This window comes from Bacillus sp. MRMR6 (assembly GCF_001940785.1).
Lineage (GTDB): Bacteria > Bacillota > Bacilli > Bacillales > Cytobacillaceae > Neobacillus.
On the sequence record NZ_MSLS01000011.1, the window covers coordinates 101,267 to 118,672 of the forward strand.

Sequence of the window (17,406 nt, forward strand, 5' to 3'; positions counted from 1 at the left end):
GAAATAGGTTATGTTATCTACTGTTAATTATTCATGTAGATAAACTGTCTGTTTAGAAGGCCGGTTACCAGTATAAGCTATGCAATTTATTTAATAATCTGTATCTTCTTCAACGTGCGACCATCCGTCTCTAGGATTTTAAAGGTCAAGTCATCTTGCTCAATTACTTCTCCCTTTGCTGGAATGTCAGTTAAGCTTTTTAATAGGTAACCTGCAAGGACGTCCTCTTCTTCAGGGATCTTTGTATGAAAAATAGAGTTAAGACGGTGTAAGGTTATTTTCCCATCACAGATGATTTCAGTCGGGGTAAGCTTTTCAACTAGACCTTCATTCACAAGATCTGTTTCATCCTCAATCTCCAACCCAATCATTGCCTCAATTACGTCTTCATGGGTGACAATTCCTTCAGTTCCACCGTATTCATCTAAAACAATTGCCATATGCTTTTTATCCATAGTCATCTGACGAAAAACCCATTCGATTGAATGGAACTCGTAAATAATTAGCGGATCGTTATCCGCATAAGCTTGAAGTGACTTCTCAGGCTCAGTTGACCAAGATAACAAAAATTTAGAATGAAAGACTGCCACAATATTATCAATATCCTCTTTATAAACTGGATAACGGGTGTAAGGATTCTCAATCACTATGTCCCTAACCTCTTCAAATGTAGCTGTAATAGGCAGGGCGACAATCTCTACCCTAGGAGTTTTAAGAACATCCTTTACATTTAAATTATAAAAATCTAGAACTCCCTTAATTCGATGTGATTCCTCTTGTTTAAACATTCCTTCAGAATCTGCAATATCGACCATCGCTCTTAATTCTTCCTTGGATATCGATACATTTGATTCCTCCTGCCCCCTCGAAAGCATTCCTGTGATAAAACCTGTAAGACCATTTAAGACGATTGTTATGGGCTTAAAAATGACAATCACAAACCGAATTATCGGATAAACCATAATAGCTATCCGATCCGGAAATGCTGCCGCTATCGATTTAGGAATCACTTCAGAAAAGATAATAATGATTACGGTTAAAATGGCAGAAGCAATCGCCAAACTAAATCCATATTGTATGGCCATGGTAGTCACCAATGTAGGAAGTAATATATTAGCGATATTATTACCAATGAGAATGGATGTAATAAATTCACTTGGTTTTGACACTAAATTTAAAACCTTTTCTGACTTTTTATCTCCGTTATTAGCTCTTGTTTGAAGTCTCATTTTATTTGTTGCTGTTAGAGCCGTCTCACTTCCTGAAAAGAAAAATGAAACAAATAATAAAACAACGATCGCAATGACCACGTAAGAATTTCCTCCTTGTAAATGCCTGTTCCCTAGATTTGTATTATTTCTATTATAGAGATATCTTTTATAATATACAAAAATTTCATGCTGCCGATTACTATCAATAAAAATGGTAATTGTGTTTGAAGAATGTACCAAACTACATCTAAAGTTTTTTATCCATAAATGGAGCAAAATATGCTATTATAGCCTAGTTAGTTAATTTAATTAATAAATGAGATTGTCATATAAAAATAAAGAGATTGAGGGAATTAACTTGAGTACATCACAGAAATTACTGCTCACCATTCATGCCAGTTACGGATTAGCGACTACCATGTCTGGATTGTTCTTAAACCTTTACCTATGGAGACTCTCAGAGGATTTAACGGTAAATGCTTCATTTATTCTCGTAACCTTCTTTTTCACCGTAGTTGGCTTTGCCTATGGGGCTTACTTGGCAAAACGTAAGGATCGAATCTTTAGTTTTCAAATCGGGATTGGGTTTACCGCTTTATTTTACCTATTAGTGATTTTACTACAAGATAAAACGGCAGAATTTCCAATGTTAATTGGGGTTTTAAATGGATTAGCAGGTGGTTTTTACTGGCTCGGCTATCTTGTTCTGATTTATGACTTAGTGGACAATCAATCACGATCCTCCTTTATGGGAAAACAAATGGCTGTGTTTGGACTTGTTAATACGATCGGGCCGGCATTTGCTGGTTTTATTATTACTAAGTTAGATTTTACTGGCTATAACCTTGTATTTACTTTATCTTTATTACTGTTTGTTGTTGGGTTGATTTTAAGCTTTCGTCTTCCAAAGGACCATTCTTCAAGCAAACCATTATATTTACGTTTACTATGGAGATTTAACCGCCGGAAACCTACTTTAAAACCGATGTGGTTTGGCTGGTTTATTTGGGGCATGTGTGAAGGATTATTAGCTTTCTTCCCCACTGTGATTTTATTTATGGCAGTAAAGAATGAGTTTCTCGTAGGGATTAGTTCAATATTATTCGGATCTGTTGCCATTCTCTCAAGTTTGTGGCATGCAAAATATAATCATAAAGACAGAGAGCCTTCTACCTTACTGTTTGTCTGGATCATGTATTTTATAGCATGTGTTCCGATGGTCGTTAACATGAATATATGGACAGTGTTTATCTTTCTAATCGTAAACGAGATTGCTAAAGCACTTTTAGGGGTCTCTTATTTTAGCTTTATGTTAAGAACGATTGAGGACCTGCCGAAGTCCGGTCTTCGTACTGAATCAATGGTGTTGAGAGAAACATTGCTCAATATCGGTAGAATAATTTCCGTTCTCATCTTTATTGCTCTTTACCATTTTGCACAAGAGTTAACGTATTATTATTTCTTATTTACAATCCTCATTCAAGGGTTATTGTTTAAGATTGTTTCATTTGAAAAAAAGGGATTATGCGTTAGCCAAGCACCAAAAGCCAAGCATGTTGTATAAAGTCCCACCTGAAAGAAACCCAGCCCAAGCGGCTGGGTTTTTGTCTTGGTATTACTATACAGTCCGTGGAATATAATAAATTTATTCACCTTTTTATATTGTTATAGCTTGCTTGCATAATTCCTGCTAAAAGCCAATATGATTAAGAAAAGAATCCTAAAAAGGGGTTGTCAGAGAATGATCATATTTAATAAGATCGCTTTATTTTTTGTCATTTTATACTCGGTCATCATAATCTTAAACACTTATTTAGGAGAAAGGGAGCAGCTCCAATCCAACGTAATCGTCTTTCTAATGAACGGCTTTGCCTATTTCGTCTCAGCCATGGAAGTCGAAAAAGAAAAAAAATTACCAGAACTCCCCGAAACCAACTAACAGCCACTGTCCACCCCAGGCGTACAAATTGGGGGAATTTGTACACGAGCGGTGACAGGCACCACATTGACACCACATTTTCCTTGAACCTTAGCCGGATTTTTGGTATAGTTACAGAAAATTAAATACTTTCTTACTTCATACCTTTGAAGTGAGGATAGAGGCGCAAAGACCATTAGTACATAGTTTGAGGATGATGAGATCCTGTGAAAGTTGTGGAAAGGGGAATTTGCCGAAGCGGATAGAGTCTCATTCATCTTGACGCTGGTTCTGTATTGAAGAAATCCAGAACTGTCATATAGGTAACTATATGGAGGGCTATCTCACGCGTGGGAACAATAAATAGATGTTTCTACTGCAGTAGCGAACCCTCGTTGCTGCTTTTTTGCGTTGATTGGTAAGTGGCCTCCCCCTCTAATTTCTAACAAAAAATTATGTAAAGGGTGAGATATAATGAATTTTGGCCAAGTATTAACAGCTATGGTAACGCCATTCGATCATAATGGCGATATTGATTTTAATGCTGCAAAATCTTTAGTAAATTATCTAATTACCAATGGTACAGATGGATTAGTCGTTGCAGGTACGACAGGAGAATCCCCTACCCTGACTACAGAAGAAAAGGTTGATTTCCTAAAGTTTGTTGTTGAAGTCACAGATGGAAGAGTACCGGTCATCGCTGGCACAGGATCAAATAACACTAGGGCGAGCATTAGTTTAACCAAGAAGGCTGAGGAAGCTGGAGCGGACGGAATTATGCTTGTCACGCCGTACTATAATAAACCTTCTCAAGAGGGAATGTATCAACATTTTAAATCAATCGCCAAGTCTACTTCTTTACCAGTGATGCTTTATAACATTCCTGGAAGAAGCGTAGTAAATTTGTCTGTTGAAACCGTTGTTCGGCTCTCTGAGGTTCCCAATATTGTTGCTATTAAAGAAGCAAGCGGAAACTTAGATTCAATGTCGGAAATCATTAGTCGTACACCAAATGATTTTACATTATATAGCGGTGACGACGGTTTGACCATTCCCGTTCTTGCCTTAGGCGGAGCAGGTGTGGTTTCAGTTGCCTCACATATTATTGGTAACGAAATGCAGGAAATGATTAATCTCTTTAAAAAGGGCGATGTTCAAGGGGCGGCAGCTGCACACCGTGTCCTTCTTCCTATTATGAAAGCATTATTCGCTGCACCAAACCCGACACCAGTAAAAGCAGCCTTGAATATGAGTGGAGTGCAAGTTGGAGGTGTGCGTTTACCATTAGTTCCATTAACCAATGAAGAAAAACTGACACTTCAAAGCGCACTTCCAGCAAGTAAGATTAATACACTGGTATGAGTATTCCATAGCTGAAGCTAGCGGTTTCGAAAGAATTGCTTTAATTTCAATTTGATAACAAAGCTGCCTGCTCTAGGCAGCTTTTTTACTAGCGCTTGTTTCAAAACGAGGGGAAAAACCCTCTTCAGAGAGAAATTACTATGTAGATGTATTTTAAAGACAGTCTTTAGTATTGGAGGAAGGTGCTTTGAAAAAGCGAAAACTATCATTGTTCATATTTTGTGGTCTTATTCTTATATTTATCATTGTAACCGTTCTCAATAGTTTGCTAGTTAAATCCAAACAGCCAGACCCAAATCCAACCTATCTGGCAATCAATGAGGAGAATGCTGTTGCACACTTATCTGAAGCGATTACCTACAAGACTATATCTTATCAGGATCGAAGCAGGTTTGACCTTAATGAGTTTGACCAGTTTATTTCCTTTTTGGAGAAAAGCTATCCTAGCATTCATGCTGAACTCGAATTGGAAAAGGTAAATGATTACGCCCTTGTCTATAAATGGACAGGTTCAGACTCGAGTAAAAATCCGATAGGTTTAACCAGCCATTATGATGTCGTTCCTGTACTCCAGGGGACTGAAGCAAACTGGGAGCATGATCCTTTTAGTGGAGCGGTTGCTGACGGGAAGATATGGGGCCGCGGTGCGCTTGATGATAAAATTGGCGTGATTGGAATTTTAGAAGCAGTCGAGCTGTTGCTTAATGAAGGCTACCAGCCAACTCGAGACATTTATCTCATGTTTGGATTTGATGAGGAAATTGGAGGCGATGAAGGTGCTAATGTTATCGCAGCCACGTTAAAGGATAGAGGAATCACCTTTGACTTTGTGTTAGACGAAGGTGGAGCAATTGTTGAGAATATGGTTCCAGGTGTAGACAAGCCTGTTGGAGTGGTTGGTGTATCTGAAAAAGGCTCGGCGACAGCAGAATTGTCAATTGAAGGCAGCGGCGGCCACTCTTCCCAGCCAAAGGACCATACCAATATCGGGCGAATCGCCAGTGCGATCGCTAAATTAGAAGATACCCAATTTGATGCCGACCTCAGAGGTCCAGGTGAAGATTTATTTGAATTTGTCGCTCCTGAAATGAGCTTTGGCATGAAGTACGTCTTTAGCAATAAATTCATTTTCGAACCTATTATTGAAAATATATTGCTTAAGCAGCCAGCTTCTGCTGCCTTAATTAGAACAACCATTGCACCAACAATTTTCCAAGCGGGAGAACAGTATAATGCACTGCCTGAAAAAGCATCCGCAATTATTAACCTCCGCCTTATGCCTGGCGATTCATTAGAAGAGGTTAAGAGCTTTATTGAAAAAACGATTGAGGATGATGAGATAAAAGTAACGGTGTCAGGCAGTGAGGCCACCAAGGTATCGTCTGTAGACAGCTGGCAATTTAAAACGGTTCAGCAAGCAGCCAGAAACACTTATAATGACGCAGTCGTTGCTCCATATTTAATGTTTGCAGGCTCAGATGCGAAGCATTATGATCAGGTATCAGAAAATACCTACCGCTTCCTGCCTGTGCAGATTACCTCCGAGGACTTAAATCGAATGCATGGAACGAACGAACATATAAGTGTAGAAAATTTCATGGGTGCCATCAAATTTTATGCAGAAATCATTAAAGAAGCCAACCATTAAGAAGCAAACTAAAAGAGGAGACCCTTCAATTTTTAGAAGCAGTCTCCTCTCTTTGTTTTTCAAGCGGTGATAGGCACCACTTGTAACTTTTTACCAGAAAAAGAACGGTAGAACGCCTAATGCCGTGATCCCAGTGAACGGGTATCTAACAAAAGGTCGACGGTAACCATATGGCCTTCTGTATGGAACTGGTCTAAAAAAGGGTCTTGGACCAAAAAAACCGTATCCGAAACCATCATCTTCTGTTCCCTCTGTGTTGAACTCTTCGATCTCTAAACCATCTTTATTAACCTTCATTACCTTGCCAATAACCCACTCTCCCTTTTCGTTTTTAAAACGAACAGTCTTTCCCTGGTATTGTTTTGCAGTTTCATAGTTGAACAAAGTAAACCCTCCCTCTAAATATGGACTTGCTAATACTATATGCAGCAAGTCCTAAACGGCATGGGCCAATCCATACTTCTATTAAATTTGCGGTGAATTTTTCGAAAAAAGCGACATTTATACTGAATATAAAAATTTATTCTCCACTTATTTATCATAAATCTCCAAAACAAAAAGACTATCTGTAGGACACAAACAGTCTTTTGTCTTTGAACGTATTTCACTCACTTAAGCAAATAAACACTTCCATTTAAAGGTATTAATGTATTCCTGGATAATACAAACCTGTTGCAGCACCGATAAAAAGTGCAATGACAATGACTAATGCAGGATGTACCTTCCATTTCTCTATCAGCAGATAACTTCCTACAAACATGATAATCGTATAGATTGTTCCTAAACCAGAAATCGAATCCTTAACAAACTCAAGTGTCATTACTCCTAATAGGACAGCTATTACAGGGCGGACAATAATTGAAATGTTTTTGACTTGTGGTTTGTCCTTATATTTCAGTAAAACAGCCATTAATATTAACATTAGGATGATGGAAGGGGCAATGGTAGCAAATAGTCCGACAAGACTTCCTAGAATGCCACCTTCTGTATACCCAATATAGGCCGCCATTTTCGTGGCAATTGGTCCGGGTAATGCATTTCCAGCTGCTAACACTTCACTAAATTCCTGCGTTGTCATCCAACCATAGTTGTCAACGACTTCATTTTCAACCAATGGTATGGATGCGGGACCGCCGCCATATCCTAAAATCCCCGGGATAAAGAAAGCCAAAAATATTTGCCAGTAAATCATTTCTGAATCCCCCTTTTAGCAAATGGCAACACCACATACATTATTAATACTAAAATGAGAATAGCTGGATGAATATTCAGAAATTCCATTAAGACAAGCGCACCTAAGATAATGAGCACCCCTTTAACCCAGCCAAGCGTCTCCCCTGACTTTTTCACAAAATCCCATGTCATTGATGCCAACATCACTGCAACCACCGGGACGACGGATGCCGACATATGCTGAACCCAAGGAATATCCTTATATTCCTGTAGTAGTTGCAGCAAGAAAATCATCATTAACGCTGTCGGAACTACAGATGCCAATAACGCACAAATACAGCCAACGACCCCCGTAACTCGGTAACCAATGTATCCTGCCATTTTCGTGGCGATGGGACCTGGCATGGTATTCGCAAGCGCTAACGTATCGGCAAATTCCTCTTCATTCATCCATTGATATTTCTTTACTGTTTCCTGATGGACAAGAGGAATGGAAGAAGGACCACCGCCAAACCCCAATATCCCCACACGAAAAAAAGCCGTGATAATATCCAAATTCCTTCTCCAAAACGGGCGTGAATTAGAAGTAGGTGATTCAGATGGTTTTTCTTTAGCTAGTGCATTTACCAAGCTGCGATTGCTCCATCCGTGCGAGATTCTGTTCCGCCTTGTAATACTCCCGTTTCAGGGTCTCTCCAAATGATTTGACCACGCCCAAAACTTCCTCCTTCTGGAGTTACATGCACCTCATGACCTTTTCGAGCAAGTGCCTGAACCAAGTAGTTAGGGAACTCTGGTTCAACATGAACAGATTTTCCTTTCATCCACTGCCATCTCGGCATGTCTAATGCGGCCTGTGGATTTAGTATATAGTCAACAGTATTGGTTACAACCTGGAAATGTCCTTGGGGCTGCATATACCCCCCCATTACTCCAAAAGGTCCTACCGCTTGGCCATCCTTCGTTAAGAATCCTGGAATAATCGTATGGTACGTTCTCTTTCCTGGTCGTAACACATTTGGATGAGACTCATCTAATGAGAAATCTGCCCCGCGGTTTTGCAATCCAATCCCTGTTCCAGGAATGACAACCCCCGAACCAAATCCCATATAATTACTTTGGATGTACGAAATCATATTGCCTTCATCATCTGCTGCTGCTAGGTAGACCGTACCCCCCTTTGGCAAGTCATACGGTTTTGGATCCATTGCCACATCTGTAATCACCTGACTGCGTTCAATTGCGTATGCTTCTGACAATAATTCTTCAGCAGAAATCGGCATCTCATCTGGCTCGGTAATAAACGCCTGACCATCGGTAAACGCTAACTTCATCGCTTCGATTTGCTGATGAAGAGTTTCAGCATTTTGCCAAGCTGGAGGTGACATTTTCTCGAAAATATTCAAGGCCATTAAAGCGACCATCCCTTGACCATTCGGCGGAATCTCCCATACGTCATAGCCTCGGTAATTCGTTGAAATGGGTGTAACCCATTGTGGCTCATATTTATTCAAATCACTTTTTGATAAAAAACCGTTATGCTGCTTCATAAAATCATCAATCTTATCAGCTAATTCACCTTCGTAAAAGGAACGTGCATCGGTTTCACCAATTGACTTTAACGTGGAAGCATGACCAGGAGACTTCCAAACCTCACCAATCTCAGGTGCTCTTCCTTCTGGTGCAAAGGTTTCAAACCATGCTTCAAATTCTTCAGTTGTAAAGTTCTCTTTAAATTTATTATAAGCCAACTTCCAATACTTACCCAGAATCGGTGTAAGAGGATAACCTTCCTCTGCATAACGGATTGCTGGTTTTAGAGTTTCAGCTAACGATAGACGACCAAAACGCTTAGATAACGCTGCCCACGCTGATGGAACACCAGGCACCGTAACCGGAATAACGCCATGAACTGGCATCTTCTCATGCCCTAAATTCTTTACTGCATCTACAGAGATTGACTCAGGTGAGGGTCCAGATGCATTCAACCCATGTAACTGATCCTTCGTCCATACTAAAGCGAAAGCATCCCCACCTATTCCGTTTGATGTTGGTTCAACAACCGTTAAGGCAGCCGCTGTCGCAATCGCTGCATCAATCGCATTTCCGCCTTTTTGTAAAATTTCTAACCCCGCCTGAGCAGCTAATGGTTGGGATGTCGCAACCATACCTTTTTTTGCAAATACAGTATGGCGCTTTGATGCGAATGGGTGATATAAATAATCCATATTAGATTCCTCCTCAACTGACCGACTTTACTTTTCTGTTCGCTGGTCAATTTCAATATTATTATACTACGTTTCCTTAAAAGTAAGATTCCCCCCACTTGGTAGGTAGGAGGATTTATATTTTTATAGTATTGACTGCCCAGCGTAATGGCAGGCAGCATAATGATTGGGATCGTATTCCTTCCATGCAGGCTTTTCAGCTGAACACTTTTCCGTTGCAATCGGACATCTGGTATGAAAAGGACAGCCGCTCGGCGGGTTTGCAGGATTAGGCAGGTCACCCTGAAGGCGGATCCTGGTTCGATTTTTATTAACCGATGGCCTTGGGATCGCCGATAACAGTGCCTGTGTGTAAGGATGAAGCGGCTTTTCAAACAAGTCACTTACCGTGGCAAGCTCCACTGTATTTCCTAAATACATAACCAATACCCGATCACAGAAGTAGCGGACAACACCTAAATCATGTGAGATGAACAGATAAGAAAGCTGATATTTTGCTTGAAGGGACTTTAATAGCTTTAATACCTGCGCTTGAACAGATACGTCAAGAGCTGAAACGGCCTCATCACAGATAACAAAAGATGGGTTAAGTGCAATTGCACGGGCAATCCCAATTCTCTGACGCTGACCACCGCTGAACTCATGGGGATATTTATAAAAATGCTCCTCTTTTAAGCCTACTTCTTCTAACAAACTAATAACAGTTTCTCTTTTTTCCTTCGCAGACATGTCGGTATGCATTGTAAAAACTTCTTCCAAAGCATGTCCAATTCGCTGACGGGGATTTAATGACGCATATGGATCTTGGAAAATCATTTGCATCTGTTTAACAAACTTGAGCTTTTCTCTTCTTCTTAGGTTTTGGATTTCTTTGCCCTGGAAGAAAATTTTCCCGTCTGTTAACTCTTCTAAACCTAGAATGGCTCTTCCTAATGTAGATTTTCCGCATCCTGATTCGCCTACCACTCCTAAGCTTTCGCCTTCAAAAAGCTCCAGGGAAACATTTTCAACCGCTTTAACATCACCCTGCTTGCGCTGCAGGATTCCGCCTTTGATAGGAAAATACTTTTTAATTCCTTTTAGTTCAAGGAGCACCTTTGGATCTGTCTTTACTTTTGATGCTACTTTCTCTGTAACGACTGCCATTAGTGCACCTCCTCTTCTGTTAACCAGCAGCTAACCTTATGGGTTTCAGACACATCAAACACTTGAGGTTCTATTGTTCTGCACCGATCGGTAGCAAACTTACATCTTGCGTGGAATCGGCAACCAGTAATTTGTTCATGTAAGCTTGGTAATGAACCGGGAATAGATTCTAATTCAAAGTTGGGGTCATCCACATTTGGAACAGAATTTAAGAGCCCGATCGTATACGGATGTTTCCGATTATTGAAGATTTCCTCAACCGTACCCTCTTCTACCTTTTTCCCGGCATACATAACCATTACCCGATCCGCCACTTCTGCAACTACACCCATATCATGGGTAATCATCATCACACCCATGTTAAGCTTTTCTTTTAAGTCATTGATCAAATCTAGAATCTGTGCTTGAATCGTTACATCAAGTGCCGTTGTCGGTTCATCAGCAATCAGTAAGCCTGGATTACAGGATAATGCAATAGCAATCATCACACGTTGGCGCATACCGCCGCTCAGTTCATGTGGATATTGATCCATTCTCTTTTCAGGATAAGGAATCCCAACTTGTTTTAAAAGTTCAATTCCTTGCTTGGTTGCTTGAACTTTTGATAAGCCGTGATGAAGCATTAACGGTTCCCTGATCTGAAAGCCAATTGTTAACACAGGATTTAATGCAGTCATTGGCTCCTGGAAAATCATAGAGATTTTATTTCCGCGGATTTGGCGCATTTTTTCCTGCGGTAAATTGTGAATAGGGCTTCCTTCATAAAGGACTTCCCCACTCGTTATCTTTCCATTGCTAGGTAATAATCCAATAACAGAGAGAGAAGTTATACTTTTACCACAGCCCGATTCACCAACAATACAGAGTGTTTCTCCTTTTTTTAATGAAAAGGAGACATCACGCACAGCAGGCAGCTGCCCGTCTGCTGTGCGAAATTCTGTCACAATGTTTTTGACTTCAAGTAATGTCTCTCCCATAATGTAAACCTACTTTCCTGTAACCTCGGAAACATCCCATTTTCCGGTCGGGTCTACAATCAGACCTTGTAAATTACTGCTAAGTGCGGCTGTAACCACATCGTGGTACATAATCACCACTGCGTTATCCTCAAGCATTAAATGGTTTGCCTGGTCAAGAATAGTTAAACGTTTCTCTTGGTCTGTTGTCGTTCTAGAAGCTTCAACAAGTTTATCGAATTCTGGATTGTTATATTGTGCACGGTTAGATGAACCTACGTTAGCACTATGGAAGTTAGGATATAGCAACTCCGAACCATCCGCTGTAACGTTTGACCAACTTAAGAATGTAAGGTCATAGTTCCCTGAACGTGCAGTATCTAAGAATGCTGCCCATTCCATTGTTTCAATTTGAACATTAAATCCTGCTTCGGCTAATTGTGCCTGTACTACTTCAGCCATTAATACAAAGTTTCCACGGTTAGCAGTCAGGAGCTTAATAGGACGTTTGTCATAACCATTCTTCTCAACTAATTCTTTTGCTGCTTCTAAATCATAAGCTGTACCTGCTTTATCAGCAGATTCGTTATGACCAAATACTTGTGGTCCGATAACACTGTCACTTCTTACACCTAAGCCATTTAATTTAGTAAGGAAGGCATCGCGGTCAATCGCACTTGCAACAGCTTTTCTAAATTCTGGATCTTGATTTTCTTCTTTTGAGAAATTAAAAGTTAAATAGTATTGTCCTGTTCCATCAACTTTTTCAATATTTACGTTTTTCATACTTTCAATTCGACTTATTTGTTCTGTTGGAAGCTTGTCAATAAATTGTACTTCCCCAGCTTGTAACATAGAAATCGCTGTTGAAACTTCCGGTATAACTTTTAAAACAAATTTCTTAACAGCAGGAGCTCCATCACGATAATCAGGGTTTGCTTCTAACACTACTTGGTCACCAGGTGTCCAGCTAACAAACTTAAATGGACCTGTACCAACTGGTTCTTTCATTAAATCTTGCTTTTGATCCGCTGTCGGACTTACGATTGCAGCATTTGAGTGAGATAGAGCCGCTAAGAATGGACCATACGGATATTTTGTTTTAATTTCTACTGTGTAATCGTCGATAACAGTAATCGTATCAACTGGTTCTAATAAACTTGCACGTGGTGCTGCTGTTGCTGGGTCACGTAATTTGTCAAACGTATATTTAACTGCTTCAGCGTTGAAGTCTGTTCCATCATGAAATTTAACTCCCTGTTTTAACTTGAAAACCCAAGTAAGTTCATCTGGATTCTCATAAGACTCTGCTAGTATTGGTTCAATTTCCTTTGATTTTGCATTTCGTTTAAAAAGCGTTTCATAAACATGTTCGATAACATTCGCTGATGCTGAGTCATTGGTCATAATTGGACTCAAACCAACTGCATCCGTCAAAGAAGCATAGGTTAAACTTTCAACATCCTTTGAGCCTCCACCAGATTCACTGCTTGATGGTGAAGCTGAGTCTCCGCTAGAACATGCTGCTAATAAAAGTGCTGTAATAATTGTAATGATTAACAACCAATTTTTCTTCATTATAATTTCCCCCTCGGTTTTTTATTGAATATCCATATTTGGATCAATTGCATCTCGTAATCCATCACCAACGACGTTAAAAGCAAATACTGTTAACATGATGGCAATACCAGGAACAATCGTTAAATGCGGAGAACTCCACATGAAAGCTTGTCCTTGTGAAATCATCGCTCCCCATTCAGGGGTTGGTGGCTGTGCTCCCAAGCCAAGGTAACTTAGTGATGCCGTTGATAGAATGGCAGTTGCCATCCTCATCGTTGCAAATACAATGATTGGCGCGAAGGCGTTTGGCAATATATGCTTAATCATAATCCGCAAGTCGGATGCTCCAAGTGATTTCATCGCCATAATATATTCCTTCTCTTTAATCGAAAGAACAGAACCCCTGACAATCCTTGCACAGGTCGGTATCGACCAAATACTAATCGCAATCGCGACATTAATAAGGCTTGTTCCTAATATTGCGATAATTAACATCGCAAGTAAGATTCCTGGAAATGAGAATAGCAAATCTACGATTCTCATAATTACACCATCTAGCTTTTTATAATAACCACCAAGTAGACCAAGGACAATTCCTCCGATAAGGCCTAAAGTTACAGCTACAATCCCTACCACAAGGGAGATACGTGCACCGAAAACTACTCTGCTCCAAACATCACGACCATAGTTATCGGTTCCTAACCAATGACCTTCACTTAACATCGGAAGCTCACTTGCAGATAAGTTTTGCTTGACCGGTTCGTGAAAGGTAATCAGTGGGGCAAAAATCGCCATCAAGATTTGAAGAGCGATAATCATTAACCCGACTACCGCAAGTTTATTTTTCAACAATCGTTTCATTGTTACTAAAAAGGTGTTTTCCTTATTATTTTTAACCTTTTTGAGCTCGCCGACTTTCACTGTTACTGTTTCAGCCATTGTCATCCCCCTTCCTTACTGAAATTTAATTCTTGGATCAACATAGGTATATACAATGTCGACAATTAGATTTACTAATACGAATAAGGTTGCTACTAGTAAAACAGAGCCTTGAACCATTGGAAAATCACGTGCTGCAATCGCATCAATCATCAAGCGGCCAACACCGTTAATAGCAAATACCTTCTCTGTTATAATGGTTCCGCCTAAAAGTGCTCCAAAGTTTAATCCGATAACTGTAATGACTGGGATCATAGCATTTTTTAAGGTGTGAATCCAAATAACGTTGCGTTCCTTTATCCCTTTGGCCCTCGCTGTCCTAACATAGTCTGCACGAACGACCTCTAGCATTGAAGATCTCACCATCCTCGCAATCATTGCTGCAGACCCTGTACCTAATGTAATGGCAGGTAAGATCAATTGTTTCATCCCTTCTACCGTAAACCATGGATCAGACAGACCAGCTACAGGCAGCCATTGTAGATTTACCGAAAAAACTAAAATCAGCAGGGCACCCAGCCAAAAGTTTGGAATCGAAATTCCCGCGAGTGCAAAGGTGGTTGAGGTTGCATCTAGCCAGGTATTATGCTTTAGGGCTGAGATTAATCCAGCAATGATCCCGATAATGACGGCAATCACCATGCTCGCGACGGCCAGTTTTAACGTATTAGGAAACCTAACCGCGATGGCTTCTGAGACAGGTTGACGAGTTTGATAGGAAAACCCTAAATCTCCTTGAAGAACACTAGCTAAATAGTTTCCATATTGAGTGAAGAAAGGTTCATTTAATCCTAGATTTTCCCGTATTGCTTCTAAATCAGACTCTGTTGCCGTAGGGCCTCCAATCATAGAAGCAGGATCACCAGGAGCAAGATACATGGATGAAAAAACCAAAAACGAAATTCCTAACAAAAGGAATATTAATTGAAAAAACCTTCGGACAATCATTGCAATCACGTTACACCCTCCTCTGTTACATTTGTAAACCAATTCTTAATTTTCTCTTACTTAATGTTTAGAATTATTTAAAAATAATTATATGACATATACATAGAAAAATCCACAAAAAATTCACATCTTTTTAACAAATAACACTTTTAATATTCCACTTTGGCTAAATTTTGGTAAATTCACTTTCTAAATGTCGGTTTTTATTGGAAATTGACTTGCATTTGATTTAACCTCTATTAAAACGTTTACATCTATTTTCGTAAAACGAAATGTTCCTTAAAGAGCCTTTTTTCCATCATTTAGTAAGTCGAAAGGTCCCTCCATATAATTCTTTTAGCCCTTTTAAATAAAAAAACCCATCAAAATGATGAGTTTTAAATTGCTTATAATTTTAACCCTCTTCGACTTTTAAATCTTCGAAGTAGAATATGGCTTTCTACTCGGGTTATCCCATTTAGATCGTATAACTCCTCATTAATAAATCTTTCTAAAGCATCAAAATTGTCAACCAATACATGAGTGTGTAAAGTAGAAGGACCCGTCATTTGGTAACAGCTCGCTACACTTGGGTTTTCTGCTAATGCTTCTGCGACTTTAACAAGAGAACTAGGTTCGCAATCAATTTCGAAAAAGGCAGACACACCTTTTCCAGCTTTACTGCTATTAATGACTATGGTAAATTGTTCTATTACCCCATCATCCACTAGTTTATTGACTCTTTCTCTGACCGCAACCCGCGATAGTCCCAATTGTTTTCCAATATCAACATATGATAATCGTCCGTTAGTTGTTAAAAGTTCAAGTATTTTTTTATCAAGGGTATCCATTCTAATCCACCTTTTCGGTCCACTTTAATTAACAGTATTATAAGTAAAAAAAGAAATAAATGATATAATTTTATTTTTTACTTTCTTTCTATTCTGTAAATTCTCCCTCTGTTATTGTGTTTTTTAAAAATCCTGCGTATTGGTGTTATGGAGAGTACCTTCCAAAGGAGTTTAAAAAAGAGAGTGAGAACATCCTATTATTTCCAATAAATCACCAACTTATTAAAAGAAAAAAGGATTGATAGTAAACTACCAAATATTAACCCAGTTAAGACGTCTATAAAAAGCGTAGTAAGAAATGTAATGATAAACAATATTGAACCAATTGGTGTTTTTGAATTTAATAGAAACGGTTTCAAATCAACTAATCCTGAAACTGCAACGATAATGATCGCCGCTAAGGAAGCCTTGGGCAAATAGTAAAATAACGGTGTAAAAAGAAATAAAGTTGTTATTATAAAAAAAACGGTTATAAAAGAAGAAAAATTAGATTTTGCTCCTGACTTATAATTTAGCGCGGTTCTTGAAATCGCTCCAGCTACAGGGATGGATCCGATAAACGAGCTTGATAAATTCGCAAGGCCTAAGCTCATTAACTCCTGCCTAGGATTAAGTTTGTCCTTATCCTTTTCTGCGAGTGTTTTTGCAATGGCATACGATTCAAGGAATGAGATAAACGCAATACCTACCGAAACAGGAAACAAAACTCTTAGATAATAAAAGTCTGGAGTGGAAAATGAAATAGAGGGCAATCCCTTAGGAATATAGCCGACAATCTCTACACTAATAAAATACTGATGAAAAAAATAGATTAATAATGTAGAAAGCAATATTACAATGGGAGGACCTATGGATAAAAGTACATACCTTTTCATTACCATAAGTAAGAGGAAACTCCCTAATCCTATTCCAAACGTATAAACATCTATTTGCATAAATTTAGATAATATTTCATGTAAATAATCCACTATATGCTGATAGGGGGATAGTTCAAGCCCCATAAATGACTCTAGTTGATTTAAAATAATGATGATTGCAGCTGCAGAAGTAAATCCATTTAATACTGCTGGAGAAATACGATTAATCAGAGGACCCACTTTAATGAAGCTCAAAATAAGTTGAATAGAACCAACCATCAATCCTACGGTTATTATCAATTCTAGGTATTGTGGTGACTCTGGTTCAGCTATCGTTGAAATTTTCGAATAAACCATAAGTGAAACAATAGATACCGGTCCTACTGATAAATATTTTGAGGAACTAAATAAGGTATAGATTATTAAAGGTAATGTTGCTCCATATAATCCAATTATCGGAGGAACTCCAGCAATAATAGCATAAGCCATGCATTGTGGTATAAATAAGATTGCAACTATAATACCACTGTTCAAGTCCCCCGCTAAATATGATCGTTGGTAGTGAATAAGTCTATGTAAACCAGGTAGTAATTTTGCTATCAATTCTTTTATCCCTCCTCGGACATATAT

Annotated in this window: 16 protein-coding genes and 1 riboswitch; of the genes, 4 read left to right on the plus strand and 12 right to left on the minus strand. The window is 39.1% G+C overall.

Features of this window, described 5'->3' with window-relative positions:
- Positions 1-86: 86 nt before the first annotated feature.
- Positions 87-1,310 carry a hemolysin family protein gene (locus BTR25_RS12775; protein ID WP_075688446.1) on the minus strand — a complete coding sequence of 408 codons (1,224 nt, stop codon included), beginning with the start codon at positions 1,308-1,310 and terminating at the stop codon, positions 87-89.
- A 259-nt stretch (positions 1,311-1,569) separates the two neighbouring features.
- Between BTR25_RS12775 and BTR25_RS12780 the strand changes: the two genes are divergently transcribed.
- From BTR25_RS12780 to BTR25_RS12795, 4 genes are all read left to right on the plus strand, one after another.
- Positions 1,570-2,775 carry an MFS transporter gene (locus BTR25_RS12780; protein WP_075688447.1) on the plus strand — a complete coding sequence of 402 codons (1,206 nt, stop codon included), beginning with the start codon at positions 1,570-1,572 and terminating at the stop codon, positions 2,773-2,775.
- 177 nt (positions 2,776-2,952) lie between these two features.
- Positions 2,953-3,150 (plus strand): hypothetical protein, encoded by a 198-nt coding sequence (locus BTR25_RS12785; RefSeq protein WP_075688448.1) that lies wholly within the window; start codon positions 2,953-2,955, stop codon positions 3,148-3,150.
- A gap of 150 nt (positions 3,151-3,300) precedes the next feature.
- Positions 3,301-3,479, plus strand: a riboswitch (Lysine riboswitch).
- A gap of 124 nt (positions 3,480-3,603) precedes the next feature.
- Positions 3,604-4,491: a 4-hydroxy-tetrahydrodipicolinate synthase gene (dapA, locus tag BTR25_RS12790; protein ID WP_075688449.1), complete on the plus strand. Its 888-nt coding sequence runs from the start codon at positions 3,604-3,606 to the stop codon at positions 4,489-4,491.
- A gap of 187 nt (positions 4,492-4,678) precedes the next feature.
- Entirely contained in the window at positions 4,679-6,139 is a 1,461-nt protein-coding gene (locus tag BTR25_RS12795) for a M20 family peptidase (protein WP_075688450.1), read from the plus strand.
- Positions 6,140-6,229: 90 nt separating this feature from the next.
- Here BTR25_RS12795 and BTR25_RS12800 read toward each other — a convergent pair whose 3' ends face one another.
- The 11 genes from BTR25_RS12800 to BTR25_RS12850 form a co-directional block, all read right to left on the minus strand.
- On the minus strand, positions 6,230-6,523 hold the full coding sequence (locus BTR25_RS12800; protein WP_075688451.1) for a hypothetical protein: 294 nt from the start codon (positions 6,521-6,523) through the stop codon (positions 6,230-6,232).
- A gap of 259 nt (positions 6,524-6,782) precedes the next feature.
- A complete protein-coding gene (locus BTR25_RS12805; RefSeq protein ID WP_075688452.1) occupies positions 6,783-7,331 on the minus strand; it encodes a chromate transporter in 549 nt (182 codons plus the stop codon).
- A complete protein-coding gene (locus BTR25_RS12810) occupies positions 7,328-7,867 on the minus strand; it encodes a chromate transporter (protein ID WP_075688482.1) in 540 nt (179 codons plus the stop codon). The genes BTR25_RS12805 and BTR25_RS12810 overlap by 4 nt, the downstream gene beginning before the upstream one ends.
- A 68-nt stretch (positions 7,868-7,935) precedes the next feature.
- Entirely contained in the window at positions 7,936-9,540 is a 1,605-nt protein-coding gene (locus tag BTR25_RS12815; RefSeq protein WP_075688453.1) for a gamma-glutamyltransferase family protein, read from the minus strand.
- A 123-nt stretch (positions 9,541-9,663) separates the two neighbouring features.
- Positions 9,664-10,686, minus strand: coding sequence for an ABC transporter ATP-binding protein (locus tag BTR25_RS12820; protein WP_075688454.1), 1,023 nt, complete (start codon positions 10,684-10,686; stop codon positions 9,664-9,666).
- Entirely contained in the window at positions 10,686-11,663 is a 978-nt protein-coding gene (locus BTR25_RS12825) for an ABC transporter ATP-binding protein (protein WP_075688455.1), read from the minus strand. Before BTR25_RS12825 ends, BTR25_RS12820 begins: the two co-directional genes overlap by 1 nt.
- Before the next feature lie 9 nt (positions 11,664-11,672).
- Complete coding sequence (locus BTR25_RS12830; RefSeq protein ID WP_075688456.1) at positions 11,673-13,220, minus strand: glutathione ABC transporter substrate-binding protein; 1,548 nt, start codon at positions 13,218-13,220, stop codon at positions 11,673-11,675.
- 21 nt (positions 13,221-13,241) lie between these two features.
- Positions 13,242-14,147: an ABC transporter permease gene (locus BTR25_RS12835; protein WP_075688457.1), complete on the minus strand. Its 906-nt coding sequence runs from the start codon at positions 14,145-14,147 to the stop codon at positions 13,242-13,244.
- Positions 14,148-14,156: 9 nt separating this feature from the next.
- On the minus strand, positions 14,157-15,098 hold the full coding sequence (gene nikB / locus BTR25_RS12840) for a nickel ABC transporter permease (protein ID WP_075688458.1): 942 nt from the start codon (positions 15,096-15,098) through the stop codon (positions 14,157-14,159).
- A 377-nt stretch (positions 15,099-15,475) separates the two neighbouring features.
- Positions 15,476-15,919, minus strand: coding sequence for an Lrp/AsnC family transcriptional regulator (locus BTR25_RS12845; protein WP_483295258.1), 444 nt, complete (start codon positions 15,917-15,919; stop codon positions 15,476-15,478).
- Between the two features lie 197 nt (positions 15,920-16,116).
- Positions 16,117-17,379: a SulP family inorganic anion transporter gene (locus BTR25_RS12850; protein ID WP_075688460.1), complete on the minus strand. Its 1,263-nt coding sequence runs from the start codon at positions 17,377-17,379 to the stop codon at positions 16,117-16,119.
- Positions 17,380-17,406 lie beyond the last annotated feature (27 nt).